The sequence below is a fragment of the Paenibacillus sp. FSL H7-0331 genome (assembly GCF_001956045.1).
Genome location: NZ_MRTH01000004.1, coordinates 315,855 through 342,852, shown reverse-complemented (window position 1 = coordinate 342,852; position 26,998 = coordinate 315,855). Strand labels below are relative to the sequence as shown.

Sequence of the window (26,998 nt, the reverse complement as noted above, 5' to 3'; positions counted from 1 at the left end):
TACTTATGATAAATTTATTAAATATGATGATCATTCGGCTGCAATTAACGTGCGCCAAGCTGTCGGAGGCAAGCGTTCAAATACCCGTAGGTTTCTGCAGCGACTATGGACACTTGGGCAAGTGAATGCTCCGGCTTGGCACCGATAACCTCAAGTACAACAGGTCCGTTATAGCTGCTGTCTGCCATCGCTTTGCAGTAAGCAAACAGATTGATGTCGCCGCGCCCGCAAGCCTGCAGCTCAATCGGTCCCGGGCCCTGCTCACGGCCTTTGCAATCACGGATATGAACATGCTTGACTCTGCTGATAACAGCAGGCAGCGCTTCCTCTGGATTTTCGTTGGCTCGGAAAATATGACTGGGGTCCATATCGATGCCAAATGCGGCAGACGATACCTCAGACATCGCCCTGAGCGTTGTCGGAGTGTCATGGATGGCATTGCCAATATGCGCCTTCACACATAAAGTCACTCCAAAGGAGGCCGCCTGTTCCGACATCCGCTGCAGCATATCGATCGAGCGCTGCACATCCTCTTCTACACCGGATTTACCACCCGGTCCGATATTAATGATCGGAATCCCAATTTCTGCTGCTGCCTCAAAAGCGCTCAACAGTCTCTGTTCATCTTTGACGCTTCCAAACTCCATCGAAAGAAAACTTAAACCGTTCTCTTGAACAATCGATCTCAGCTCAGCCGCTTGCTCCTTCCAGCGCGTAAGCTCCAAATGCTCACACATGCCTTCGATGGCTGAAATCTCCACCCCGTCGTAGCCACTAAGCGCGATGTGACGCACAGCCGTCGCGAAATCAAATTCCTTAAACAATACCGAATTGACACCGAGCTTTATCATATTCCTACACTCTCCCTTTTTCGGCTTTTACTGCCGTATAATAACTCTAATCACTCAATCATTTAAAAGTTCGGTGAAACATGAGCGGAGCGACCGTGGTGTTCTGGAGATAGCGAAGCGGTGCCTTTGTTTCCGAATTTTCACCAATAAATGTCTTATACAATAAGAAAAATCGGGAAACAACAGCAATCGTAAGAATACTTCGGTCGCGCAGCGAGCTGTTCACCATTTTTTAAATTACATCACCAAAGGATCACCATGAAACGCCGGCAGCGGGTGAGGTCTAACCACGGCACCACCCTGCTCATACGATTCAATCACGGCAAAGGTGTATTCCAGCACAGCCAGCGCATCTCTGCCGGAAGCGCGAATATGCTCTCTCGGCACGCCATTGGTAATATCCTCAAGAAACGCATGCAGCCTGTTGTTAAAGGTCGAATTAAATTCCGTAACACCTGATTCCGTGACCTCAGGCTCTGGATGCGCACCAATGACAGGAACACCCGGCTGAGCCCTCCAATAGGACACTTTTTCCACACAATTTTCAATGCAGAAGGTTCCCTTCGTTCCACCAACCTCCATGCTCCACCAGCCACCCAAGCCATAGGTTGCATCACCACGTTGGCTTAATAGATAACCCGCAGCACCGCTTGCAAATTTCACGTGAATACTGTTAATCGAGACCATAATATCGCTGGCGCTTTTACGAAAACCGGCCTGATTGGAAAACGTTTGGATGTGCGTAATATCACCGCAAAAATAGCGCATAACACTGAATGGATGGGTCAGAAAAGCTTTCATGTGAAAATAGGGCTGCCCTTTATCCTTTGGAGATTTGGGTGGATTGTACATAGCCTCCCCACCATTGAAGCCCATTTTGTGCAGGCAATATACGGTTTCCCCGATATCTCCTGAATCGATGTATTGCCGCGCTTTCTCCGCCGGAGCTGTAAAATAGTGGTTCAGATTGCTTCCCAAATATACATTTTTCTCGGCTGCGAACCGAACCAGCTCTCTGCCTTCATGGATATCGTTCGCTAATGGCTTTTCAATCAATACATGCTTGCCTGCTGCAATTGCCTGCATAGCGGGCTCAAAATGCCAGCTCCCATTATCGATGCCGCCCGTCGTGATATCGACAATTTGCAAATCAGGCTCCTGCTGCAGCATGTCCTGCAAACTGTAATAGGCGGTGACACCGTATTTGTCTGCCGCTTTGTCAGCTCGTTCCTTAACGACGTCACAAACAGCGATTACATTCGCTATGGGGTCACTTGAATAACATTCGGCATGACGCATGCCGATCCCGTTCATACCTACGATTCCAATTTTCAAAGCCATTTTACGCATCCCGTCACCTACCCCAAGCTGCTTGTAATGAGGGCAAGCAGGGACTGCACCACCTTTCATAGTGAATTTCATTTTAGAATTTTATTTTCTCAGGACATGGGCTTTCTCTAATTCGTCATAGCGCTCTTGCTGCGGGTTCGCGATCCACGACTCCCATGTTAATCCGACCGCTCCCAGGATCGTCTCGATTCGCCGCCGAAATGGTAGCTGAGCTTCTTCGATTTGCCGCATCATCGGATCGGGCTTACCCTGCAGCTTTAGGGCAACAAAATCATCAAGCTGCTGCTCCAGGGCCGCTGCCACTTCAGGATGCTTATCAATCACATTACATTGTTCCTCGGGATCCTCCTGAAGATCATACAACTCTCTTGGAGGTCGCTGAAAAGGGCCTGAATCATAATAACGGATGAACTTATAACGCTCGGTTCGGACAGCCCGCGCTGCCTGCCAGGCACATTCGCTTAAATATACCTCACGCATCGTCCCTTCAGCCTCGCTGTGAATGGATGTCCATAGGCTGTGCCCATCCAATCCATCAGGCGGATGCAGTACGGATAAATCAATACCCGTCGGAGCTGCCCGCGCTGCGGCCTCCAATATCGTAGGCAGCAAATCAGCATGCTGAACGAAGCCCTTCACCCGCTTTGCTTCCGGAATATGTCCTGGCCATCTCATTATAAGAGGCACATGTACCGTTTGCTCATACAATCCGCAATGATCCCAATAGATGTCATGCTCCGTAAGACTCTCTCCATGGTCACCAAAAAGGATCAATAGCGTATCCTCACGGATGCCCAAATTCAGCAAATGTGCGTCCAGCTCACCCAGCAGATCATCCAAATAACGAATTTCTGCGTCATAGAGAGCGTTTACATATTCGGCATCCGTTACAGGGCCAAGCTTATTGTAATGGTGATGCTTGAAAAAAGGATAAGCAGCGTGCGCATACGCCTGGTTCATACTCGTGTTGTCCTTCTGGTAAGGGTCTCTATCTTTCCCATAAAAATCTTGAAGGTAGTCATCCGGCGGCAGGTACGGTGTATGCGCATCCCAGTAATGCAGGAATAAGAAAAAATGCTCCTCCTTATGCTCCTCAATCCAGGGCAGCGCCAAATCATTAATCGTTCTGCCGTCGATCCACCGTTTCTTACCCGAGCTGTTGATATAGTACCGATAGCCGCGTGCGAACCATTCCTTCATGTTGTACAGATTATCAACGGCTCCAGTTACAAAACCCGAGGCTTTCAGCATCGAAGGCAGCCACTCTACGGTCTTGGGCAGGTAAGCCAGATCGGAGCCGTGGGAAATGATTCCTGACGTCAGACCGATTTTCCCTGTAAATATGGCGGAATGTGCAACCTCGGTAGGAATATCGGCCGCATAGGCACGCTCCATGAGTACGCCTTCCGAAGCGATTCGGTCGATATGCGGACTTGTCGGTTTACCATACCCATAGCAGCCCAGCCTGTCAGCGCGAAGCGTATCCAGCGAGATCATGATGATCTTCATCCGTGATCCCCTTTCGATTTATGATGAGCTGCCTCCAAGCCCAGCTGCTCGCCTAGCTCTTGACCTGCTGCAACACAGCTGAGACTTTGCATCGACTCAGTTTCCCATACGTGACCATCCAGCCATTCGATAATTTGAATTACATTGGAAGCTAACGAATGCTGCTGCGTGTCAATAATAAGGTCCGCCTGTTCCGGCTCCTCGTAGCTGTCAGAAATCCCTGTAAACATGGTGATTTCCTGACGTCTTGCTTTGGCGTACAGCCCTTTGACATCTCTTTGCTCACAGACCTCAAGGGAGCATTTTACATAAATTTCTACATATCCTGCAACATGAGCTCTAAGGTATTCCCTCATCTCGTGATAGGGTGTAATGGCGGAAACGAGCACCGTAATACCATGTCGAGCCAACAGATCAGCCACATAGGCAATTCGGCGAATATTTTCCAAGCGGTCCTCCCTGCTGAATCCAAGACCTTTGCAAATCATCGAACGAATCATATCCCCATCCAGCAGCTCAACCTTTCTCCCCGCTGCAATGAGCCGCTCATAAACATGCTGTGCGGTTGTTGTCTTACCGGAACCTGACAGGCCCGTGAACCAAAGCACAGGACCGCAAGAGCTGTCCATCTACGCTCCCCCTTTATCCATTCCTTTTACAATCTCTATTGTAAAGGGGTTCCGCCGTCATATCATTGTCCATTCAGCCATTCAAGTGGTCGAATCGGTCATTATCCTTTCACCGAGCCTGCAGTCATGCCCGCGACAATCTGCTTGTTAAAGAAGAGAAACAATATGAGCGGGGGTAGCGAGATCAGCACGACATCCGCAAACAGTAAATTCCACGAGGTCAGGTACATGCTCATAAAATTGTAGAGCGTCAGCTGCACGGTTGCATTGTCAGAACCGGGCAAGAAATACAACGGATTTACAAAATCATTGAACACACTGACCGCCTGAATGATAACAATCGTTGAAGAGACAGGCTTCAGCAAAGGGAAAATAATATGCGTAAACAGCTTGAAGCCACCGCATCCATCAATGAACGCACTTTCGTCCAGATCACGCGGGATCGTTGCTGTAAAGGCTTTATACAAAATCGCACAAAACGGAAAATGCAGCGCAATTTCTACCAGCGTAAGCCCTGGCAAGGTTTTGAATAAGCCAATGGAATTCAATACCCAAATCGTCGGTACGACCGCAGGTGGAATCATCAACCCCGCCAGCACCAGGAAATTGAAGGTCGAGGCCGCTTTTCCTTTCTCCCTTCGCTGCAACACAAAGCCTGCCAATGAACTGACGCAGACCAAGCCTGTAACCGACAACAGCGTAAGCAGCGTACTGTTGCCGAAAGCACGAACCAGCATATGATCGGTAGCTGTCAATACGGCTGTATAATTGTCAATAATATGAAAGCTTGTGGGCCAGGACATATTCATATCAGCCGCTGCTGTAGGAGATTTAAACGAATTGATAATGACAAAATAAAAGGGAATCCAGAATATCACCGTTGAAAGCAGCAGCATCACGATACTGATCGTCGTTTTTTGTGCTATCCTGTTCATAAATCTACCTCTCTTCTATTCAGGAACATATACAATGGGAAGGCCAAGAGCATGATAGCGATGAATAGAATGACATTCCCTGCTGTAGCAAGACCGTAAAATCCAGCCTGATACTGTTTATAAATAATAGAGGCGATTAAATCCGTGGAAAATCCAGGCCCGCCTTTGGTCATCGCCCAAATCAGGTCAAAGGTACGCAAACCCCCGATGAAGGCCAAAATAATGACAGAATTCATGGCCGGCCTGCTGAGAGGCAGTGTGATATGCCAAAACCCCCTGATCGCGTTGCCCCCATCCATTTTCAAGGCTTCATAATAGTGCTGGGGAATCGACATGATGCCAGCAATATAAATAACCGTGGCGATGCCGACGCCTTTCCATACATCCACAAAAGCAACCGATAACAGGGCAAGCTTCGTATTCCCAAGCCAATCAGGACCGTTGATCCCTATCGCTGTGAGACCTGCATTGATGACACCCTGCGTAGGATGCATCATCGTACTGAAGGCGATCCCCACCGCAATCGTACTGAGCAGCGTCGGGAAAAACACCATCGAGCGAAAATAATCCTTGAACCAGATCTTCGAGGTCAGCAGTGTGGCAAGCAAGAGAGCAAGTACCACTTTTAATCCACAAGTTACAACGGCAAAGATTAGTGTATTTTTAAACCCGATTTTCAAAGAGGATTCCTCAAAGAACATCACATAGTTATCAAATCCGATAAATTGCCATTTGGTCAGCGTCCATCTCGTCAAGCTGAAAAAGAACGACATGATCGTTGGCAGCAAATAAAATACAAAATAAATAATGCCTGCGGGCAATAAAAATAAATACGAATACATCCGGTTCTGCACCAATTTCATTATGATCGCTCCCTTACACAATCGGCCCTGCAAAGTTCTTGCAGGGCCGCTCCATTTAATCAAATCATATACAATAGGGCTTAACTGGCTTACGCTTACCAGCCTGGAAGATTAAGCTGCTGGGCTTGCTTCTTGACGTCCTTGTCGTAATCGGCTGCACCATCCGCAGGAGACTTTTGGCCTGTACCGACCTCAATCAGGATGCTTTCCAGATTCGGTCCTTTGACGGGGGATACAAACTCCAATGCCGGTGCGGTTTTGCCGTTATCAAAATAAGGCTGCATGTCTTTGATGCCGTCAAAGGCATCGTCAGGAACCTTGCTTCCTTTGATAACATAGGGACCATTCGCTTTGCTCTTGGTCATATAAGCCTTCTGTCCATCCGCCGACATGATGAAATCCAAAAACTTCTTGGCCGCTTCCACATTTTTACTCTTCTTATTGATGTAGTAGGAGCTCGGCATCCAAACCGTAAAGCCGTTGATGCTGGCGTTATCGCTTGGTGTTGGAAATACGCCTATATCCTTTACCTTATCCGGATAATTTTGAGCCAAGGCATCGATCGCACTAGTCAGCATCGGGTACTGTACGCCTGTACCCTCAGCCAGCATCTTCAGTCCATTATCGTAGGTTGTCGCGAGAAAATCCTTGTTCATGTATCCCTTACTGAACACTTCACTTGTCATTTCAAAGCCGCGAAGCGCTGTGGGTGTAGTTGCATATTTCATTTTATTGGCTGTGTAATCCGCCACAAAATTAGGTACTTGAGCCTGAATATTATATTGGTTGCCAAGCACGAAGAGCTGTGAGGTCCAGGTCGTTTTGTAAGAACCGATGACTGCCGTTTTGCCGGCAGCTTTGATTTTATCGCTATTTGCGATGAATTCCGCCCATGATTTCGGTACGGTGAGGCCAAGCTCGCTGTACACTTTTTTATTGTACAGAATGCCGCCGACATTCGATGAGCCGCCCGGGACGCCAAAAACCTTGCCATTGGAGGAAACGGTTTCTTTATAGGAATCGAGTAGGTTAGCCATAAATGGCTCCTTCGTCAGGTCCACGAAGTTTTCTTCAGGATTCAACGCCTTCAGCAGGGAACCCGAATTATAGTAAAGAATATCCGCCATATCCCCTGTAGCCAGACGTGTCTTGACCAGATTGTCGCCTTCCGTACCGTCCGGCTTAATGTCAAATTTGATCTTGATGTTCAGCTTCTTCTCCGCTTCTGCTGCTACGGCCTGCGTAGCTGGGTACGGTGTTCCGGTCGATCCGATTAACAGGGTAAGGGTAACCGGTTCAGCAGGTTTGGCTGCGGCCGGTTGAGTACCTGTGGCCGGGGCCGGGGCTGAACCGCCAGCCGGTTGTGCTTGGGGTTGTGTACTGCAGCCTGCAATTACGGTTGTTATCAGTGCTGCGTAAGAACAGACGGTTAAGAACCTGACTCGACTCATTTTTTTGACCTCCCTAGAGTTTTGGTACAAAACTTACTTCGTAAGCATCTACCAAGTTTTCGAAGAAAACTGACTTCGTAAGCGTTACCAGTTTCGGATGACAAACTTCGTAATCGAAGCGTCTCCCTTGGCCTTGATTTCATTGTACGTTCGATGCTTTTTGCAGCATACCTACGATTTGCACTCTTTTATGGGGGGGATTTTTCCTTTTTTTATTTCTTGCCTGCATGTCGCTTCGCATAGGTAATCGGAGTTTCACCTACTATTTTTTTGAACAGCGCGCTAAAGTGTCGGGAATCCTCGTAACCGACCAGACTGCTGATTTCCTGCAGCCGCTCGACTCCGCTTGTCAGCAGCTCCTTGGCTTTGCCTATCCGATAATTCGTTATGTATTCCGAGAACGTATGCCCGGTCTGGCTTTTAAAAATTCGTGATAAATAACCCAGACTGACATGATGCTCGGCTGCAAACTGCTGTAAGGAAATGCTTCCCTGAAAATGGTTGTGGATGAGCTGAAGCAGAACAGGTACAAGCCCCTTCGGATTGAAGTCCTTGATTTCCTGTTCACAATAAATACTAACAATACTTTCATTTAACCAATTGAACAGCTCTGTGTAGCTTGCCAATTGATTCAGCAGCCGAACGTCCTCTTGCAGATCATGAACACTCACCATCCCCACTTTGGAGGCAAGCACATTATATTTCAGAGAATACAGAAGATCATGAATAAACAATTGAAGCTGACGTCGGGTCACCAACTTCAAGCGCAGTTCCTCCATAATAAGCTGTAAAACTGCACTTCCTTTTAACATATCGCCCTTTTTATAATGAAGCTCCATGACTCTAACCTTTTCCCATACCGTACCGAGCTCGGCATCCTGCCTTTTCAATTCCGGCGGCAGCCATGTGGACATACCAAAGGTCATCTGCTTATCCAGCCGCTGCTGCAGCTCCAAGCATACCTGATAAAGGCTGCTTCGCTCCGGTTTAACAGCAAATCCCATATGGACTGGAGATGGAAGCGTACGTAATTGTTCATATAAAAAGGATAGCTTCTCTTGGATATCGCTCATTTGCCTGACATGAGGTAATGGGATTAGAACGATCCTATGTCGGCAATCCAGATCAACACAGTAATAATCACTCTCTGGAGCATATTTACCGCCGAGCTGCTGCCTCAGCTCATTCCAGCTTACAGCCGTATCCTTCCATCCTTTTACCGCCGAGCCCTTATCCAATACGAGCAGCACCATACAATAGGCACGACCATTCATCGACTGCAAAATATCATACACAGGAATTTCCTCGGCAAGCAGCATTTGCGTAATCGATCCGTTCAGCCATTCCTCTCTCCGCTTGCTTTCCTTCTCGATATGTACTATCGCTTGATCCACAGCCTTGTACAGGATATCCCTTTTTACCGGCTTCAGAAGATAATCAATAACACCGAACCTCATCCCGACACGGGCATATTCGAATTCGTCATGGACGCTGACAATCATACTCATGATGTTCGGGTCCAATTGATTCAGCTTCTCAATCAGCTCCAAACCGTCAATGCCCGGCATATTAATATCTGTCAGCACCAAATGCGGCCGAACGGTGTCCAGAGTTGTCAGCACATCATCGCCATTTTCAAAAGCATAAATATGATGATCAGGCTCGTAGCTTTTGAACAGCTCTACCATCTCAGCCAATGCCCAATGCTCGTCCTCTACCACAAAAATATTCATTGCGCGATTTCTCCCTTCACAGGTTGGACCCGACTGAACGGAATTATCAGGGTTACTGTAGTGCCAACACCCGACTTGCTGCTTACCTGCAATCCATACGGTTTTCCGTAAAAAAGCTGAACCCGTTGGTGGATATTCAAGAGTCCGATCCCATGGTGGATATCCTGAAATTGATGGAGTGAGCTTGAGCTATCCAGAGTGTTGTCTATCTGAATCCTCTGTGCTTCGTTCATTCCGGCTCCGTTATCGGTTACCGTTATCGTCAGAACGGACTCATGACAGGCTGCCCGTATAAGAATAGATCCACCCGTCTTTACCTTACGAAGACCATGATTTACAGCATTTTCGATAAGCGGTTGAATCGTCAGCTTAAGAATAGAAGCCTGCAGCACAGCTCCCGAAATATCGCATTGCAGCTCCAGACGGCTGCCAAATCGATGCTGCTGAATCTTGATATAATTGTTGATGTGCTCGATTTCTTCAGCCAGTGCCACGGGTCGATGAAGATTTTTCATACTGTACTGAAATAACCCCGCTAGTGATTCCGAGATCTCCGCCACCTCCTCAATTCCCCGCAAACGGCTGATCGACTTCATAATATTGAGGGTGTTGTATAAAAAATGCGGATTAATTTGAGCGTGCAGCGCCGATAGTTGAGCATTTTTCTCTGCCAGCTTTAATTCGTACACTTCACGGATCAAGCGGGAGATACTGTCAAGCATATGATTGTACATCCGGCTTAGCTTTCCGATTTCATTGGCTCCTGCATAATCCATTCTCTGACTCAAATCGCCGATTTCGACTCGGGACATTTTGCGCGCCATGTTGCTGAGGGGTAGGGTAATTTGATGGGACAAAATATAAGAGACGGTAGCGATCAGCAGCATACTGATGAGTCCGATAATGATGACGATATCCTGAATGCGCTTTTGCTTTAAGATAATAACGTCCTTGGGGATGAGAATGATGGTCGACCATCCCGTATAACTCGATTTTTCAAAAGTATACAGATAAATCTTGTCATTCCAGCGTAATTCGCCTTCAGGGAGGGGCTTACTGAATATCGTGGTGTCAAAGCGTGCCTGGGAATTTCCCATGAGACGACTCCCATTTTCAAAAACAACTTCACCTTCGTCATTGACGATCAATACGTGCATCGTGCTGTCATTTTCTTTCTCTTCGGTGTTGGTCAGCACCATCTTGAATGCGTTCAGATTGATTTTGATATCCACGAATCCCATGATCGTTTGGGTAGGGATTTTCGTGATTTTGCGAATAAAGGAAACGACGGTTTCCGGATTATCTCCAAGCTTTTGCTCCTCAGGAGCCGGCACCAAAATAAACGGCTTGCTGCCCAGCACCTCCGCATAATTGTGCAATTGTTCGCTCGATAAGGTAACTACCGGTTCCGGTTTGACATACTTCGTGTAGTGATACAAATGTCCGTCCAAGGTGTAAATGGAGATGCTCTGTACGTAGGATTTGGGATAGGAGAAATTAAATAATATCGGGTTCAATCTGTAGCCTATCGTTTCCTTTTCAATAGGATTGGATGCTTTATAAAAATCAAACAGATTGCTTTGAATAGCAGGATCGATTGAAATGGAAAGGGTTAGCTCTTCAATATTTTGCATATATAAATCCAGCATTTCAGAAAATTGCTTTGCTATGATTTTGGACAAGGAAAAGGTTTGGCTCTTGATATCGCTCGTATTTTTGTAATAAAAAATACCACAGGTAATGCCGACGATGACCAAGGCAACAATTGAAAAGGAAATAAACATCTTGGTTTTGAGCATCCGGTCATTCCATCGCCACACAGGAAACCCTCCTTTCCATTCATAGGTTTCAGGAGGATTCCCGATATTTGCCTGGGGAGCAGCCAACCCGACGATGAAACAGCCTGCTAAAAAAAGCCGGGTCCTCATAGCCGACTCTTCCCGCCACGGTAATGACCTTCTCGTCCGTTTCCTTCAGCAGATGTTTGGCTCGTTCAATACGAATTTGATGAAGCATATCCACGACGGTCATGCCCATCGATTGTTTAAAAATCCGGTTCAATTGTCTGGAGCTGATCGTAAACAGCTCGCACAAAACGGGTATCGATACTTTTTTATCATAATTCCGCTCCAAATAACCATATATTCGGCGGATCAGCATATGCTTGGATTGGTTGCGTACCGGTTCTTTGCCGCATTGCCCTTGTGCCTGCTGGTAAGAGCGTGAAAGCATAATAAGCAGTTCCACCATTTGCAGTCGAATTAAGGTTTCAGAGCCGGATTGCCGGTTGTCAAATTCGCCTATCATCGTTTCCAGCAGACTTAAGGCGCGAGCCCCATCCGGTCCCGACATGTTCAGACAGCGGTGAAAACGTTCTCTTTTGTCCATAAAAGGATGCACATAAAAATAATCCATGGACTGCGAAATCCCGAGATCGAGCAGCCAATTGCCTTGAATCAGATCCGACAAAAACAGGCAATTGATAATTTCAAGCTCCTTGCCCGGCTGAATGCTGTACGTATGGACCTCACCCGGATTAATAATAAATACGTCGCCAGTGCGAATTTCATAATAATGGCCCTCGAACACATGCTGGCCTTCGCCGCGGATCACGTATACGAGTTCAACAAAATCGTGACCGTGCAATAACGGAACATGCTCGTGATCGTGATAAAACCTTTTGATCCAAAAGGGAAAAGATTGCTCTTTAATAAACTGGCTGCTGTGCAGCTGTCTCTCCATTCAAATAACCTCCCTGAGCAAATCATAGATAACTCCTTGTGTAAGGTGGCTTTCAATATCGGTTGCGGAGGGCTGGACGTTTGATTCATCTTATGCTTGCATTTACCTTTATAATACGGCAGGAATAAACTTCCATCATGGTCAATATAGACATTATTATAGCGTATTTGTACATTTTGCTGAACTCAAATAAATAAGCCTATGGATTCCCATAAGCTTATTCGGTATACAGTTAATTGTGGGGTCAATCGCTTGCTTGTACCGTACACGATTACTTTTTCATCTCCTGGAACGCTTTCTTCTGCTCCTCCAGCACTTCATTGCCGCCAGTTTTCATGTATTCCGCGACCATATCATCGTAGAGCTTGTCAAAATCGGCTGGCTTGGCGGTAACGGTTTTCACATAAATTTCGATCGCTTTATCGCCCAGTGTCTGATTGTATTTGATTTGCGCCTCAATAGGTCGGTTAAACCGCGCAGGCAGCTGACCATCCTGCTCGCCTACCTTGATGCTGCTCATCGTAAAATCCTTATACTTCGGATCTGCAGCATTAGCCTTTAAGGTTTTCTCGGGGTCTCCCATATCCTTGCCGTTGATCAGCATACTATAATCGAGATAATTGTAAAGCACCTTCTTGGCTTCATCCGAGTCAATTATTACTGGAATCCCATCTTCGCCCTTCTTATAGGTGACACCCTCCGTGCCATTTTGAAGATCAAAGATTACTTTATAATCGGACATCCAGTTTAAGAACTTGATAACCTCAACAGCTCTTTTGCTAGACTTGGGAATCGCGATATGGGCGGACAATGGATGATAAATCGATTTGACATGCTTGCCCTCAAAGTTGGTAAACGGATCCACCGCCATCAGGGTCGCTGTTGGCACATTCTTTTGCAGTGTGGAGTAATAGGCAAAATAAACCGGTTCATTCGTATTCGTAATCGAAAAGCCGATAAGACCATTAACCAGATCCGCTTGGAACTTCTTTCCATCCTTATCCAGAGCAAAGTCCGGGCTGATTAATCCTTCATTGTACAGCTTGTTCAGGAATTTGTACCCGTCCTTATTACCCGGCTTAACCAGATCAGGCAGGGAGCTGTACTCCTCCTCGGTCATCTTCTTCCAGAATGATCTCACCAATGGATCAATATTGTTGTTATACTTAATTCCGTAAGGAATGACTTTGCCTCCCGTGCCGCCGGGATCTTTTTCTTTAAACGCTTTCAAAACTGCATAGAACTCATCCGTTGTCTTAGGCGGCTGCATGCCAAGCTTATCAAGCCAATCCTTTCTGATATTCGGCGTCTGGGATGCCAAAATAATTCTTTTAGCCGGAATCGTGTACTGCTTGCCACTAAAATTCCCGTAGCTGAGCAATTGATCTCCGAGATATTTTTTCAAATTAGGTCCGTATTGATTCAGCAATTCCCCAAGCTCGGTTAATCCACCCTGCTTCACCCAGTTCTGAACGGCAGGGTCGCTGTAGGTAAATATCATATCGGGCGCTTCATTGGCCGACATTAACACGTTAAGCTTCGGTACTTCCTCTGTCCGTGGAACCGTTACGAACTCCAGCTTGATATTGTTGGGATCGCCAAACTTTTCCTGCATATATTTGACAAAGTAGCTTTCTGTGAGCGGTGGAGCACCTGGAGGCGTATTGCCGCGGTCGAACAGCTCAATTTTTAATGTAACAGGAGCACCCTTCTTGCCATTGTCCGTCGCTCCGCCACTTGCGCTTTCCCCGCCCGAGCAGGCAGCAAGCGTCCCACCCAGCAGCGTGATTGCGAGCGTACTACCCAGTACCCGATATGCGGATTTCTTTTTCAGTTTCATCGCAGTCCACTCTCCATTCGGATTTTTACCCTCAACCTTTTACCGCACCAATCATCATTCCGGAAATAAAATAGCGCTGCAGCCACGGATAAACCAACAAGATAGGAACGGTTGCAAACATAATGCTCGCCGCCTTCAGGCTTTCGGGAATAGGAGCCGTTGCGCTCATCCCCTCTGTGGCCATCGAGTCGCTCATCTGATTGCTGATCACGAGCTGATACAGCTTGAGCTGGATCGGATACAGATCCTGATTCGTAATATAGAACAGAGCATCCATAAATGCGTTCCATCTGCCTACGGCATAAAATAAGCTGAGCGTCGCAAGCACAGGCATCGACAGTGGAAGCACGATCCGAATCAGAGTTCCAAAATGAGAGCTTCCATCCATGCGCGCCGACTCTTCAAGCTCCTCGGGAATTGAGGAGAAAAAGGACTTCAGAATAATTAAATAAAAAGCGTTGACCATCCCAGGGAGCACCAGCGCCCAGATTGTATTGGTCAGCTTTAGCGATTTAACAAGCAAATACTCAGGGATCAGCCCTCCGCTAAAAAACATCGTAAACAAAATCATCAACAGAAAAAAATCTCTACCCTTCAGCCTTTTCTTCGTCAGCGGATATGCGGCGCAAATCGTCATCACCATACAAATCGAAGTAAACAGAACGACCAGCAGGATCGTAAACAACAGTGATTTAAACATCTTCACATCCTTGAGCACGGTCTGATAGGCCAAAGTGCTCCATTCCACCGGAAACAGCGTGACTTGATTCGATAATATAGCTGCATTGGAGCTAAGCGAAATGGAAACCAAATGCAGGATCGGCACAAGGCACAGGAAAGATGCAAAGGTTACTACGGTAATGATGCACGCATTGATAATTTTATCATTCACGCTGGTTGTCACTCAGCTTCCCCCTTTACCATATGCCTTGGTCGGTTACTTTTTTGGAAATATAGTTGGATGAGAGCAGGAAAATTAAACCGACCACAGCTTGAAACAAACCGATAGCCGTTGCGATGGAGAAGCGGGCAGATTGCACACCTACCTTGTACACATAGGTACTGATAACATCGGATACATCACTAACTAAGGGATTCGCCAGCACATATGGCCGCTCAAATCCGATACTCGCCATATGGCCAATGTTAATGATAAGCAGGATCATAATCGTTGGTTTGATGCCTGGCAGCGTAATATTCCATATTTTCCGCAGTCGTCCAGCCCCGTCCACTTCTGCCGCTTCATACAGCTCCTTATTAATACCGGTCAGTGCGGCCAAATAAATAATCGTGCCCCATCCCGCATTTTGCCAAACCCCTGAGCCTACATAAGTAATGGTCCAATATACCGGATCCGTCAGGAATGGAATAACACCAAGCCCCGACGCTTTCAATAAATGATTCACCAACCCTGTATTGGTGGATAACAGCTGGTAAACCATCCCGCCTATAATGACCCAGGAAATGAAATGCGGCAAATACAAAATCGTTTGCGAGCCTTTTTTAAACCATTTGATTTGAATTTCATTTAACAATAGCGCCAATACAATGGGAGCCGGAAATGAAACAATCAGATCCAGCAGGTTGAGCAGAAGCGTGTTGCGCAGCACCTTGTAGAAATCCCTCATCAGAAAAATTTCACGAAAGGTATCCAACCCCGCCCACGGGCTGCTCCAGACGCCCTGAAACATATTAAATTCCTTAAATGCAATTGTTACGCCGTACATCGGTATATATTTGAATACCAAAAAATACAGCATCGGCACGAACAGCAAGGCATACAGCTGCCAATCCTGGCCAATGGAAAACCTTCTCTTCAGCTTTACTGACGCTTGCGGTAAAGATTCCGAGCTAACGACGGTACCTCCTGCTGCAGATTTCTTGCCCGGCATAGGCTACCTCCTTTTCTGTGTAATGTAAGGTAAACTTTAAAGCAGCGGCGGGAGAGGATCAATTTACATGAATCGCCGCTTAACGATTTGTTAGAAAACGCTTCCAAATACTCACTTAACCTTTTGTGTTCACTTAACAATTCCGAACAATATTAGCCTTCGCCCCAGGCAGGAATGGAGTTTATCGCCCCTCGGCACGTTTCCGATAATCCCCCGGAGGTAATCCGAACATATTCTTGAAGGCTCTGTGAAACGAAATTACATGGACGTAACCAACCTGCTCTGCGATATCCTGTACGGGCAGTGACGTATTCAACAGGAGCTGTTGAGCTACCTCCAACCGTTTTCTAAGCATATAATCAATAAATTTTTCACCGAATTCTTCCTTGAACAGCTTACTCAAGTAACGTGGATTCATCCCGAAACGATCACTAATCTGGTTCAAGGACAAATTCGGATCGGCATAATGAAGCTCAATATACTCTTTCACCCGCCCAATGAGCACATAATTATTTTTGACCGACCGCAGAGAGCATATTTTATTTTCCAACACGGAGAGCAGCGTTCCCAACCGGTCTCGCCATTCATCCAGGGTTTCCGACCCATTGGCTATCGCTTCAAATTCCGAATCATATTCATTGTGAAGCAGATGGTTCACTTCATCCGCCATCTCCAGCAATTCTTTATGCAAATGATACATCATATAATTCGTAATGGTTTCCATGTCTGTTTGTGAAAATCGCCCTTTTTTCAACTCCTGATACAACCCAGCTAAATGGAACTGCCATTGTCCGTCACTCATCCGAAAAGACTTCGCTATCGTCCGGGCTAATTGCAGATGCGGGATAATACGACCTTCTGCCTTGGATTGCAGGTCCCAGCTCCCTATCATGGCACCTAAGCCAAATACCGGCTTATACGATACGTGTTCCTTTGCCACCGAATAAGACTCGGTGATCTCACCCGGATACTGAATCTCCGAGCCGATCCCTACAGAAACCGTAAAGCCCAGGTTGCTTAAGGTCCACGCCTGCACTTTTTTCATCACTTCACATACCGCACCCTGATTCTGCTCCTGATCACTGTTGAGGTACAGGACAACCGCCATCTGTTGTGGTTCAAACCATTCATTCCAAACAAATAATTGATCATTGTGGGCAATTTCCTGAAGTACATTGCTAAGCACAAATTTAAGCAAATATTGGTCTCTGGTATTATAGGTCTTGGTAAACTGTGAAAACCGGTCAATCTCCACAATGACAGCTGTAAGTCGATGAAACTGGGTAGGCAGCTGGAGATTCTCCATCTCCTGCTTCCACGACTTGTCAGACCATACCTTGTGGCCCTCCAGCCAATCAAAGAGCACCTGTCTTTTGCGAATGAGCAGATCATCCTTATGCAGCTGCTCGTATTGACCAGCCCTTTCCAATAAATCGTCAATAGCGTACTCGATATATTTTAATTCATCCTTCTCTAAGCGCTTGACCAGCTCTCCGCTTTTACGTTTGGAATAGTTCTGGATGCGACCTGCAATGGCTTGAATCGGTTTATAATTGCGGTGTGTAATATAGGTTAACCCGACAAGTCCCGATAGGATTGCTATGAACCCGACAACGATCCAAAAATCATTTAGCAAGGATAACAGCGAAAATCGTTTGTCACTTTGTGCCGATACGTACCCCCAGCCCGTGTACTCCGATTTGGTAAACAACCGTTTATTATCATCAAGAGCCGCACTTGGGTCCTGTAGTGTACGTTTGGGATTAAACGGCTCCAGCTTCGAGGTCAACAGCTCGATCGGGCCGGTATCTGATCGGACCAAATCTTTAATGAATCCGTTCAAAGCCTGTACATGGATATTAACGACAATAGCACCCTGCTTTTCACCAATATAGGGATAATATTTGATTAGTGATACGACGCGTTCTTCACCTATGGATTCATGAACAAACTCATTATACATTCGGGGATCGCTCCAGGTATTGGGATTCACAGCCGAATTATAGGCCGAAAGCAGAAAATCCCGGTCACCAAACTGATCCAGGTTTGATAGCCCACTTCTTGATAAAACCTTGCCGGAATTGGCATTGTACACATAAATGGAATTAGAAAAAGGGAGGATGGACGAGAGTTCGTCCATTTTTTGTGAGATGCGAAAATAGTCATACAGCACTTTAGATTCCGAGGTTGAAAAAAAATCTTTCATCGTCTGGTTGGCCACGATTTCTTTGATCACCGTGCGTTCCGCCGATTTGAGATTCGCGTCGATAGCCTGAACAACCTTCGTTGTTATCGCTTCGTTCGTCATCACGATCTGCTTCTGGACCGAATTGTTCAATACAGCGAAGAAAGAAAAAATCAGGATCGAAATGACCACAAAGAAAATAGGCGTGTAAGACAGCAGCATACGATAATACAAATTCATCTTCATCACATTCAGCCCCCTGTACTTGTTTGAACATTGAGACACATGCACGTAAATATTCCCCTATTTTACCATCTCCACTTATTTCCTACAATTAATCCTTCATGTTTGTAAGGCTGTGGATCAAAAAATAACCTGCTCATCCATGAGCAGGTTATTGGCCGTTCACCAATTATTTATCAGCAGGATAGGTTAAATTCCACTGTTTTCTGATCGTATCTATAGTAGTCATGATAGCGAGTGTCTCATCCAGAGGCATAATCTTGCTTTCGGTCCGCCCTTCGCGCAGGCAGGCCATGGCCTCCTCTGCCTCAAATACAAATCCGTGTGCCTTGCGATCATCCTCGTAGGTTACCGGTTCTTCACCCGTCACCTTCAGCGTGGCTGAGCGGGCTGCTAGAAATAATGGGACATGAATATGGCCTTTAGTCCCGAATATGTAAGCATCATTAACCATAGCCAGCTGAACGGATCCATTCAGTGATGCCGTCCGCTTTCCCTCATATTCGAATAACAGTGAAAACTGCTCGTCTACCCCGGTTTCTCCCATTCTCGCACTGCTCATGATGTTAACAGGCTGAGTACCATACACCATCGATATAAAGGAAATAGGATAAATACCGGCATCCAGCAGCGTTCCACCACCTAATGCGTGATTCAGTAAACGGCTTTCCGGCTTCCAACCGATATTAAAACCAAAATCTGCTTTAACCAGTCTAACCTCACCGATCTTCCCTTCTTCCAACCATTGTCTTACCTTGTGAATCGCAGGCAAATGGCGTGTCCACATAGCTTCCATCAGGAAAACACGATTTTCCTTGGCATAAGTGATCATTTCCTCGGCTTCCGCCGCATTCATAGTAAAAGGCTTTTCGCACAGTACCGCTTTTCCGGCTCGTAGAAATGTAAGTGTATTGTCCTTATGTGCGGGATGCAGCGTACCCACGTAGACGATATCCACCTGCGAGTCCTCAGCCAGCTGCTCCAGACTTCCATAAGCTTGCGGGATATTGAATTCCTTGGCAAAGCTCTCTGCCTTCTCCAGACTCCTTCCCGCAACGGCAACCACCTCTGCCCCTTTAGCAAAAGCCAAATCCTTAACAAATTGTCTGGATATATTGCCCGGTCCGGCAATGCCCCATTTGATCGTTGGCGTTGACATCAGTACGCTCACTCCTTACGTTCTCAAATTATTCATTTCAATCTTCTCATAAAAAAACGTTTTCTTCAAATAAGTAGGAAAACGCTGGATAATAATAACCCATACTGCCTGCACGTTATTTAGGTTAAATCTTCTTGTATCAGCTCAAACAGCCCTGCACCCGATAGAAAACCGGGTAGGGCTGCCGAGTACCGCTAATATGTTCTCATAAGGGGTTGCCGACCTCAATTCAGCAGATCGTCTGCTTGCTTATGTCTCTACTCACAAGCCGCTAATAATGTACAAGTTGTAACCGACAGCGTACAGCTTCTGGCAAGCTTTGTAGTAAGGATGATTATAGCGAGCTATCGCCTCTGGTGTATCCTCGGCGTTCCGGTCAGCCCAGATGCTGATCGTACCGTCAGCGCTGAATGCAAGGATCTGCTCGCCCGGCATATCCAGAAATTTGGTCGCCATGGCAACTGTACCGCCAACACTGCCGAGGGAGACACCATTACGGTCGATGACCTCCCCGTCTCCCCCTGGCATCCCACGAACAAGCTCGTGAAAGCCATCGCCATTCAAGTCCACCGGCATCGTACGGTACACACTGAACGGCAGCTCGTAGGGCTTGCCGGTCCCCGCATCATAGGTGAATTCATCCATATCTTGATGGAATCGTCCGTCCGGTCCGCACGTTTTGGCACCAATCCGAATCGCCATCGTCACATGACTGCGATCATCCTTTAATCTAGCCGCCCAGCCAATGTCCATATGCCCCTGTTCGACATCTCCCCACTTGCGATTTCCCTGATCATCAAACATGACAACTCGTGGTGTTGCTGCGGGATCGGATTCGCGAACGGTGAACAACGACCAGGTTTGGCTGCTGCTGTCCAATATAGGCTGAACGACATCTGAATGCCCCTCATAGACGTCACGATCTGCGCAGAACAGCTCCTTGCCCGTATTAAGCTCAATGCAGCGCTCTCCCCACATCAGCTCGTCAATTCCATCTCCATTGAGATCAATCACAGGGGTGACATGGCTGCCGCGAGCACCTGGGTCCTCCCTCTTGATAAGGGTTTCCCAACGATTCGTCATATCAGCCTTCCAGCCCTGCAGCCGCATATCCATATACGTTCCCTGAGCCGTTACAAGAACGGGCTCCCCATGGACGTAACCGCCGACAATGAAATTACGGAATGTGCAGCTCAGCGGTTCTACCTTACCGCCTTCATGAGGCCATGGCCAATGGCCTACCGTCTCCCCGGTCGCCGCATCCAGTTGCTCCAACCGGTAAAATGGCAGTGAAAACGGATGCTGTTCATTCGTATTGTTAACAAACCAGATTTCATCCGCACCGTCTCCGTTCAAATCGAACGCATATACCGGACAAAACCAGATGCCAGGAACCAACCCTCTGCCAAATTCACGCTTCCAGAGGACTTCTCCTGATTCGGTAAACAGCGTCATCTTGAGGTTATCCGTCGGATAGAAAAACATGTTCACGGACGGATCTACATCAAAGTCCGCTGCATAAATCGCCAGAAATGCCTTTTGTCCGCCACCCAGCTGTACAGGTATAGCACGAAGCTGCCCCAAATTTTGCCCGAGCGATAACTCCAGCACCTTTTCCAATTTAACCTGAACTGTAGAATTTGCCATGTGTTGTTGCCTCCTAAAAGTTTTTTGAAAAAAAACTGACTTCGTAAGCATTTACTTTAAAGTTTTTTGAATCAGGGTTTGACCACATTTTTACCTTCGGTGTTGTACCAATTCGTCCAAAATTCGATTGCCTTGTCCCCGCCTGCGGATTTATAACGACTGACATAATCATCCCACGTTTTATCCACATCAGCATTGCCGAGAATCGCTTTGGTCGTATATTCACTGCTGATTTTAGCCAGATTAAATCCTGTCAGCTCGGGGTAAAAAGGAAGCGCAGCGCGCAGCACATCCGCTTTACCTATCTTCGTTGCCATCTCCAGATTATCTACCGCTTCCTTCGGATACACGACACCGATGTATTTCTTCACATCCTCCGTCAGCTGTCCGGTACGGACCAGCGAGAATGCCCAATGGATCGGGGCTAATTGATTGGCAGTCAACTCAATCTTTCCGCCAGCTTCCTTGTAATTGAAATCCGGAACACCGATGAACGAATATTTCATACCTTCCGGTGATACCGCCCAATCCATAAATTTCATCAATTGATCGATATTTTTGGTCGTTTTGGGAATCGCCACATAATGCCGGTTCAAGCTCGGATATACGAAGCTCGAGGCTTTACCGTCAAGCTGCATCGGTGCGGGAACCGCAATGTATTTGCTCATGACCTCCTTCGGAATTTCCAGACCGGACGGATAGTGCCAGAAACCAGAGATGATGCCATACTTGAGCGTTTTAAACTTTTGCTGGAAAATTGGTGTTGTGATGGTCGGAAATTCCGGGTCAAGAATTTTTTCATTGACCAGCTTGTTCATAAATCTCAAAAATTCTTTGTACTCCGGCGTGATTTCCGATGGCGTTACTTTCCCATCACGAATGGAGTAAGCCTCCGCGTTAAAGGCAGCTTTGAACGCACGAGCTCCGTTATCGACAGTATTATTCGTTAATAAGCCGAACGTATCGTTCTTCCCGTTACCGTCAGGATCACCGGTTGTAAACGCCTTCATCACGTTGTAAAAATCATCAATGGTTTTGGGTATCGGAAGCTTCAGCTTATCCAGCCATTCTTTATTGATATACACAACCTGACTCAAGCCGTCGGGCCTGCTGTAAGGAATGGCGAACACCTTGCCCTTTTCGGTAACCGGCAGCCATGCATCAGGGGGCATAACCTTCTTCAAATTCGGGTACTTGGCCGTATCATTAATATAAGGAGACAGATCAGCCAACAAATCGTCTTTGGCATATTTCATAACCAGATCACGATCGCCTACAGCAAACGCATCCGGGTAGCTGCCCGATGCCATAAGTACATTCAGCTTATCTACATAGCCGGCCGTACCCGGTGAATCCAGCACTACCTCCACCCCTGTTTTCTCCTTCAGAAACTTGATGTACTCGTTATCCGAGAGCGACATTCCTTTGGGATCGACGTTGTAGTCAAACATCACTTTAAATTTATACGGTCCCGCATCCTTTGGTGCCGCTGCCGTATTTCCCCCTGACCCTGTGCTGCTGCAGCCGACCATAGCTGCTAACGCTGCAGCCAATAATGCTGGTAAAGCTGTTCTGTTCCAGGCAACCCTTCTCATCCGGACTTCCTCCTTTTATAGATTCATATCGTCTCCGCCGACTGAAGCTGCTCCCCCTTTTAAATGGCAATCGGTGATATCGGCCGGTAATTCCATTGTTAAATCATTCGACCTCGCTTGGCAATTTACATTATTTCAACTTGTGTAAAATAGTTGCAAAACGAGATGTTTATTTTTTTATACATTCCTTTTGGATAGCGATTTATTACGGTATTCACTTGGTGTGAGCAGATGTACCTTCTTGAAATTGCGGATAAAGGAGTGCACCGTTTCATAACCGCAAATTTCCGAAATGTGCTTGATCGTCAGATTCGGGTCCTGCAGCAGATTCTGCGCTTTATTGATTCGCAGCTGATTCATATAATCGACGAACCCTTGACCCACCTCCTGCTTGATTAAAGTGCTGATGTAGGACGAATTAATTCCGAGGGAATCGGATATGGTCGTCAGCGAAATCGATTGATCGTAATGATCGTGAATATAATCGAGGATGAGCTGAACCGTTTTATTATTGGAATTTTTACGCGCCTGAATGGCTGCCGATACTGTACGGGCTACATGAATCACGTAATCGGTTTTATCCTGAAGAAATTCATAGCTGTATATTTTCATAAAAATATCCTCTTTCACGATGTCTGCAAAATCAAACCGCTGCTCCAGCGTCAACTTCACAATCCCATACAGGACATTGGAAAATAGTGCATTCAAGCGGTCGAGCGAAAATTTCTCTTCATTCAGCATTCCATTTTGCATACGGCGGAACAAGCTTTCGAATTCATCAAGTCGGTCTTCTTTAATCAGATTGCACATTTTGTTAATATCGGTAACGAGATACACATGCTCATCAGAATGTTTGGCTGAAATGTCCTGGTATCGTATAATGCTGTGCTTGCCATAGATAGTTTTGAAGCCAACAGCCTGCAGGGCTTGATAATAACAGGTGTGCGCATCCTTCAAGTTTTCCTGCAAACGGCTAATACCTGCGCAAATCGTCAGATTGCAGTTATCCCTGATCTCATTTTGCAAATAACGGATGGTGCCTTCCACCTTATGCAGCATAGCTGATTCGTCCATATCGCTCGGTATCGAGAGCAGAATCGCGATTTTCTCCAGCTCCGCCTTCACCGCATAAGCCGCATAAGAGGTCATGAAGGTCCACTTGATCGCATTGTATATCGTTTTATCCATAAAAAAACGGTCATCCTGCTTCATATTTAATAGGTAATCATAAAAATCATCGATTTGAAACACAATGACCATGATCCGCTCGGAAGGAAACTGCACGCCCATTTCCGTCATTTTCTCGCGAATATCCGCTTCCTTGAGCTTGCCCGTCAGTACATTCAGCACCAAATTATGCTTCAAGTCATCGAGATTCCTACTATAATTATGCTCAAGCCGCTCTATCGGCTGAAAATACGACTTTTTGGCATATCTATAGATAAGTGCTCCGAGCACAATGAGAAACAGACTTAACACCACGATCATGATCTTACGATACTGCCATGCAGGCGAGGACTCGATAGGTGTAGCGATGGAAATCATCTCCCACTCCCCACTCGCATGACCAGTCTGAAATACCTTGTATCCTTCAAGCGAAAATGGCTGATCCAGTAAAGTCGGCTTTTGGGGCAATCGTTCTACAGGAAGCTCCGCGATCTTGACTTCCTTGCCGTCTTGAAACGTAAGGATGTTCCGTTCCTTGCCAACGAGCAGGGTCCCGTACAAATCGGCCGATTGACTCAGCAGCTTACGTTCGTCGATATTGATCGCTACGAGTCCGTTATTACCGATTGCGCCTATAAAGGAAATAATGCTTTTGGCATTGCCGTAACCGGCCTTTTCCAGCCGTTTGCCAACCCAATGTCCGTTTTTCTCATTGAATTCCGTAAAAATTTCCTTATCGGGAAATTGGTCAAGCTTGGTGAACTCATGGTTGGTCGATAAAACCGTATCCGTTGTTTTTCCATAAATATATACAGAGACGACAAGCGGATTGCTGCTAATTATCTTCAAGGAATTGTCCTGAAGAAGACCCAGTAAATACATATTGGATATGGTAGGCTCCCGCTGCTGCATCCACTCCCCCAGCGTTTGGTCGAGAGTGAGCCGATAATAAATTGAGCTGATCTGGTCTTCCAGTAAAAAGGCCAGCGATGCCTGACTTTCATGCGTGGTTCGAAAGGATTCAATGGAACGCTCAGACGCCTCAACCTGTGCTTTAATCAAATAAAACTCATAAGCAAAAGTCTGAATCAATACAAGAATCATGAGCAGAAGAAGCCATTTTTTCATGTTTTTTAATTTTTTCAGCATACTTCATCCCCCCGCCAAAGCTTCATCTAAATCATTGAAAGCGTCATCATTAAGTATATCACCAACCTTTTTTAGCGATAAGGTCTATTTCTTTGGAAGGAAAAATAGCAAGCCAAAAGTCAAAAATATGTACATGATCCGGCATAATAACAATATCAGCGCTGGAATAACCCCCCTATAATAAAGACCATATCGAACAGGAAGGGGAATTTACATGGCGACACCATTAGAAATGCAGGCAGTCGTTAGCCGATCATTGAAACGAAGTCGAGTTGCAGCTATCCGACTGGCCATAAGCAAATATAAATATTTGTATTTGCTCATGCTCCCAGGAGTGATCTGGTATTTTATTTATCGCTACTTACCGATGTATGGGGTGATTATTGCCTTCAAGGACTATAATTTCTCCAAAGGCATTATCGGCAGCCCTTGGGTCGGCTTGAAGCACTTTGAGTTTCTGCTGCACAATCAGGATTTCTTCATGATCGTCCGCAATACGTTATTGATCAATTTGTACGAGCTGATATTTGCTTTTCCGGTTCCGATTATTTTGGCTTTGCTGTTGAACGAAATGAAAAGCGTATTGTTCAAAAGGACGATCCAAACCGTCGTATATTTCCCGCATTTTATGTCATGGGTCGTATTTGGCGGTATCGTGATCCAGCTTTTGGCTCCCAACGAAGGGCTGGTCAACAGCATACTGCGTTATTTGGGTATGGAGCCGGTTTTTTTTATGAGTAAATCCGAATACTTCCGTCCTGTTGTCATCGCTTCCTCGATACTGAAGGAATCGGGATGGGGCGCGATCATTTATTTGGCAGCACTCAGCTCCATTGACACCGAGCAGTATGAAGCGGCGACGATTGACGGGGCGAATCGTTGGCACAAGCTGATTTCCATTACGCTGCCAGGTATCCGCAACACGATTATTATTATGATGATTTTGAAAATCGGTTATTTACTTGAGGTTGGTTTTGAACAAATCTATATTCTCTACAATCCTTCCGTATACGATGTCGGAGATGTGCTCAGCACGTATATTTACAGGGTTGGGCTGCAGAGCGCCCAGTTCAGCACGACAGCGGCTATTGGCTTATTCCAGTCGGCTATCGGTTTCTTCCTGATCTGGAGCACGAACCGGCTAGCCCGCAAATTCAGCGATGTTTCGTTATGGTAAAAGAAAGGGGTGTTGTGCATGTCTTATAAATGGTCTGCTTCCACAGCGATCGGTGCCGTTCTGGTACTGTTCGCGATCATGACTTTTTTTCCTTTTTATTATGTGATTCTGGCCTCGGTCAGCAATTCGGATTTGATTACGGAGGGCGAGCTGCTGCTGATTCCAAGAGGCTTTAATCTGGAAGCCTACTCGTTAATCTTATCCAACAATCAATTTATACAATCGTTTCTGGTGACGATCACCCGAACAGTGCTTGGACTCGCCGTCAATTTGTGCCTGCAGCTAACCATTGCATACGCGCTTTCCAAATCGTACCTGCCGGGCAGAAAGTGGTTCATGATCTATATCATCATTACGATGATGTTTAACGGCGGCATCGTGCCCAGCTTCCTGATCGTGAAGGCGACTGGTCTGATGGATACAATATGGGCGCTTGTGATCCCGACCGCAATCAGCACGTGGAACGTGATTTTGCTGCGCACCTTTTTCGAGAATGTCCCGGACAGTCTGGAGGAATCGGCCAAAATTGACGGCGCTAACGATTTCACTATTTTCCTGAAAATCTATTTGCCCTTATCGCTCCCTTCTATTATGACTATCGGGCTGTTTATCGCCGTCCATCACTGGAATTCCTTTATGGATGCAGTCATTTATACAAGCTCCAGCGACTTGAAGGTCATGCAGCTGTTTTTAAGAGATATGGTTATTCAAAACGAAATGGCCGCTCTATTAGGAGATATGTCTGCGATGAGCCACGTTTCCTCCCTATCGCTGCGGACAGCCGCTATCTTCTTATCCGCGCTGCCGATTCTGATTGTGTATCCGTTTATTCAGCGATTTTTTGTTAAAGGGGTCATGGTTGGGGCGGTTAAAGGCTGAAG

At 46.4% G+C, this 26,998-nt stretch carries 20 protein-coding genes; 2 read left to right on the top strand and 18 right to left on the bottom strand.

Going from position 1 to position 26,998, the window contains the following annotated elements; translation table 11 throughout:
* Positions 1-44: 44 nt before the first annotated feature.
* The 18 genes from BK127_RS08310 to BK127_RS08225 all read right to left on the bottom strand — a co-directional run bounded on the left by BK127_RS08310 (position 45) and on the right by BK127_RS08225 (position 24,940).
* Positions 45-851 carry a sugar phosphate isomerase/epimerase family protein gene (locus tag BK127_RS08310; RefSeq protein ID WP_076229548.1) on the bottom strand — a complete coding sequence of 269 codons (807 nt, stop codon included), beginning with the start codon at positions 849-851 and terminating at the stop codon, positions 45-47.
* A gap of 237 nt (positions 852-1,088) precedes the next feature.
* Positions 1,089-2,273, bottom strand: coding sequence for a Gfo/Idh/MocA family protein (locus BK127_RS08305; RefSeq protein WP_083689169.1), 1,185 nt, complete (start codon positions 2,271-2,273; stop codon positions 1,089-1,091).
* 9 nt (positions 2,274-2,282) lie between these two features.
* Entirely contained in the window at positions 2,283-3,710 is a 1,428-nt protein-coding gene (locus BK127_RS08300; RefSeq protein WP_076229547.1) for a sulfatase family protein, read from the bottom strand.
* Positions 3,707-4,339 (bottom strand): adenylyl-sulfate kinase, encoded by a 633-nt coding sequence (gene cysC, locus BK127_RS08295; protein WP_076229546.1) that lies wholly within the window; start codon positions 4,337-4,339, stop codon positions 3,707-3,709. Before cysC ends, BK127_RS08300 begins: the two co-directional genes overlap by 4 nt.
* Before the next feature lie 101 nt (positions 4,340-4,440).
* Positions 4,441-5,274, bottom strand: coding sequence for a carbohydrate ABC transporter permease (locus tag BK127_RS08290; RefSeq protein ID WP_076229545.1), 834 nt, complete (start codon positions 5,272-5,274; stop codon positions 4,441-4,443).
* Positions 5,271-6,137 carry a carbohydrate ABC transporter permease gene (locus BK127_RS08285; protein WP_076229544.1) on the bottom strand — a complete coding sequence of 289 codons (867 nt, stop codon included), beginning with the start codon at positions 6,135-6,137 and terminating at the stop codon, positions 5,271-5,273. Before BK127_RS08285 ends, BK127_RS08290 begins: the two co-directional genes overlap by 4 nt.
* Positions 6,138-6,232: 95 nt before the next feature.
* The gene (locus BK127_RS08280; protein WP_076229543.1) at positions 6,233-7,588 is read right to left on the bottom strand and encodes an ABC transporter substrate-binding protein; all 1,356 of its coding nucleotides are present in this window, start codon (positions 7,586-7,588) and stop codon (positions 6,233-6,235) included.
* Positions 7,589-7,800: 212 nt separating this feature from the next.
* Positions 7,801-9,321 carry a response regulator transcription factor gene (locus BK127_RS08275; protein ID WP_076229542.1) on the bottom strand — a complete coding sequence of 507 codons (1,521 nt, stop codon included), beginning with the start codon at positions 9,319-9,321 and terminating at the stop codon, positions 7,801-7,803.
* Positions 9,318-11,141 (bottom strand): cache domain-containing sensor histidine kinase, encoded by a 1,824-nt coding sequence (locus tag BK127_RS08270; protein ID WP_076229541.1) that lies wholly within the window; start codon positions 11,139-11,141, stop codon positions 9,318-9,320. The genes BK127_RS08275 and BK127_RS08270 overlap by 4 nt, the downstream gene beginning before the upstream one ends.
* A 28-nt stretch (positions 11,142-11,169) precedes the next feature.
* Positions 11,170-12,063, bottom strand: coding sequence for an AraC family transcriptional regulator (locus BK127_RS08265; protein WP_076229540.1), 894 nt, complete (start codon positions 12,061-12,063; stop codon positions 11,170-11,172).
* Positions 12,064-12,334: 271 nt separating this feature from the next.
* Positions 12,335-13,903: an extracellular solute-binding protein gene (locus BK127_RS08260; protein ID WP_076229539.1), complete on the bottom strand. Its 1,569-nt coding sequence runs from the start codon at positions 13,901-13,903 to the stop codon at positions 12,335-12,337.
* 31 nt (positions 13,904-13,934) lie between these two features.
* Positions 13,935-14,807, bottom strand: a complete 873-nt coding sequence (locus BK127_RS08255; protein WP_076229538.1) for a carbohydrate ABC transporter permease — start codon at positions 14,805-14,807, stop codon at positions 13,935-13,937.
* A 13-nt stretch (positions 14,808-14,820) separates the two neighbouring features.
* On the bottom strand, positions 14,821-15,795 hold the full coding sequence (locus BK127_RS08250) for an ABC transporter permease (RefSeq protein WP_076229537.1): 975 nt from the start codon (positions 15,793-15,795) through the stop codon (positions 14,821-14,823).
* A 181-nt stretch (positions 15,796-15,976) separates the two neighbouring features.
* Positions 15,977-18,226 (bottom strand): helix-turn-helix domain-containing protein, encoded by a 2,250-nt coding sequence (locus tag BK127_RS08245; RefSeq protein ID WP_076229536.1) that lies wholly within the window; start codon positions 18,224-18,226, stop codon positions 15,977-15,979.
* 166 nt (positions 18,227-18,392) lie between these two features.
* Positions 18,393-19,382, bottom strand: coding sequence for a Gfo/Idh/MocA family protein (locus BK127_RS08240; protein WP_076229535.1), 990 nt, complete (start codon positions 19,380-19,382; stop codon positions 18,393-18,395).
* 261 nt (positions 19,383-19,643) lie between these two features.
* Positions 19,644-21,029, bottom strand: a complete 1,386-nt coding sequence (locus BK127_RS08235; RefSeq protein WP_076229534.1) for a hypothetical protein — start codon at positions 21,027-21,029, stop codon at positions 19,644-19,646.
* Between the two features lie 71 nt (positions 21,030-21,100).
* Positions 21,101-22,624: an extracellular solute-binding protein gene (locus BK127_RS08230; RefSeq protein ID WP_076229533.1), complete on the bottom strand. Its 1,524-nt coding sequence runs from the start codon at positions 22,622-22,624 to the stop codon at positions 21,101-21,103.
* A gap of 177 nt (positions 22,625-22,801) precedes the next feature.
* Positions 22,802-24,940, bottom strand: a complete 2,139-nt coding sequence (locus BK127_RS08225) for a helix-turn-helix domain-containing protein (protein ID WP_076229532.1) — start codon at positions 24,938-24,940, stop codon at positions 22,802-22,804.
* A 214-nt stretch (positions 24,941-25,154) separates the two neighbouring features.
* On the opposite strand from BK127_RS08225, the gene BK127_RS08220 reads away from it, so the two are divergent.
* Together BK127_RS08220 and BK127_RS08215 are read left to right on the top strand one after the other, a co-directional pair.
* Positions 25,155-26,117 carry an ABC transporter permease gene (locus tag BK127_RS08220; protein ID WP_083689167.1) on the top strand — a complete coding sequence of 321 codons (963 nt, stop codon included), beginning with the start codon at positions 25,155-25,157 and terminating at the stop codon, positions 26,115-26,117.
* An 18-nt stretch (positions 26,118-26,135) separates the two neighbouring features.
* Positions 26,136-26,996 (top strand): carbohydrate ABC transporter permease, encoded by an 861-nt coding sequence (locus tag BK127_RS08215; protein WP_076229531.1) that lies wholly within the window; start codon positions 26,136-26,138, stop codon positions 26,994-26,996.
* The last annotated feature ends 2 nt before the right edge of the window (positions 26,997-26,998 follow it).

Bases quoted from the DNA above. Each gene is read 5' to 3' on its own strand.
- BK127_RS08280 (WP_076229543.1), bottom strand. From the start codon at position 7,588: ATGAGTCGAGTCAGGTTCTTAACCGTCTGTTCTTACGCAGCACTGATA.
- BK127_RS08250 (WP_076229537.1), bottom strand. From the start codon at position 15,795: ATGCCGGGCAAGAAATCTGCAGCAGGAGGTACCGTCGTTAGCTCGGAA.
- BK127_RS08240 (WP_076229535.1), bottom strand. From the start codon at position 19,382: ATGTCAACGCCAACGATCAAATGGGGCATTGCCGGACCGGGCAATATA.
- BK127_RS08310 (WP_076229548.1), bottom strand. From the start codon at position 851: ATGATAAAGCTCGGTGTCAATTCGGTATTGTTTAAGGAATTTGATTTC.
- BK127_RS08235 (WP_076229534.1), bottom strand. From the start codon at position 21,029: ATGGCAAATTCTACAGTTCAGGTTAAATTGGAAAAGGTGCTGGAGTTA.
- BK127_RS08225 (WP_076229532.1), bottom strand. From the start codon at position 24,940: ATGCTGAAAAAATTAAAAAACATGAAAAAATGGCTTCTTCTGCTCATG.
- BK127_RS08245 (WP_076229536.1), bottom strand. From the start codon at position 18,226: ATGAAGATGAATTTGTATTATCGTATGCTGCTGTCTTACACGCCTATT.
- BK127_RS08220 (WP_083689167.1), top strand. From the start codon at position 25,155: ATGGCGACACCATTAGAAATGCAGGCAGTCGTTAGCCGATCATTGAAA.
- BK127_RS08275 (WP_076229542.1), bottom strand. From the start codon at position 9,321: ATGAATATTTTTGTGGTAGAGGACGAGCATTGGGCATTGGCTGAGATG.
- BK127_RS08265 (WP_076229540.1), bottom strand. From the start codon at position 12,063: ATGGAGAGACAGCTGCACAGCAGCCAGTTTATTAAAGAGCAATCTTTT.
- BK127_RS08230 (WP_076229533.1), bottom strand. From the start codon at position 22,624: ATGAGAAGGGTTGCCTGGAACAGAACAGCTTTACCAGCATTATTGGCT.
- BK127_RS08260 (WP_076229539.1), bottom strand. From the start codon at position 13,903: ATGAAACTGAAAAAGAAATCCGCATATCGGGTACTGGGTAGTACGCTC.
- cysC (WP_076229546.1), bottom strand. From the start codon at position 4,339: ATGGACAGCTCTTGCGGTCCTGTGCTTTGGTTCACGGGCCTGTCAGGT.
- BK127_RS08300 (WP_076229547.1), bottom strand. From the start codon at position 3,710: ATGAAGATCATCATGATCTCGCTGGATACGCTTCGCGCTGACAGGCTG.
- BK127_RS08305 (WP_083689169.1), bottom strand. From the start codon at position 2,273: ATGAAATTCACTATGAAAGGTGGTGCAGTCCCTGCTTGCCCTCATTAC.
- BK127_RS08215 (WP_076229531.1), top strand. From the start codon at position 26,136: ATGTCTTATAAATGGTCTGCTTCCACAGCGATCGGTGCCGTTCTGGTA.
- BK127_RS08285 (WP_076229544.1), bottom strand. From the start codon at position 6,137: ATGAAATTGGTGCAGAACCGGATGTATTCGTATTTATTTTTATTGCCC.
- BK127_RS08290 (WP_076229545.1), bottom strand. From the start codon at position 5,274: ATGAACAGGATAGCACAAAAAACGACGATCAGTATCGTGATGCTGCTG.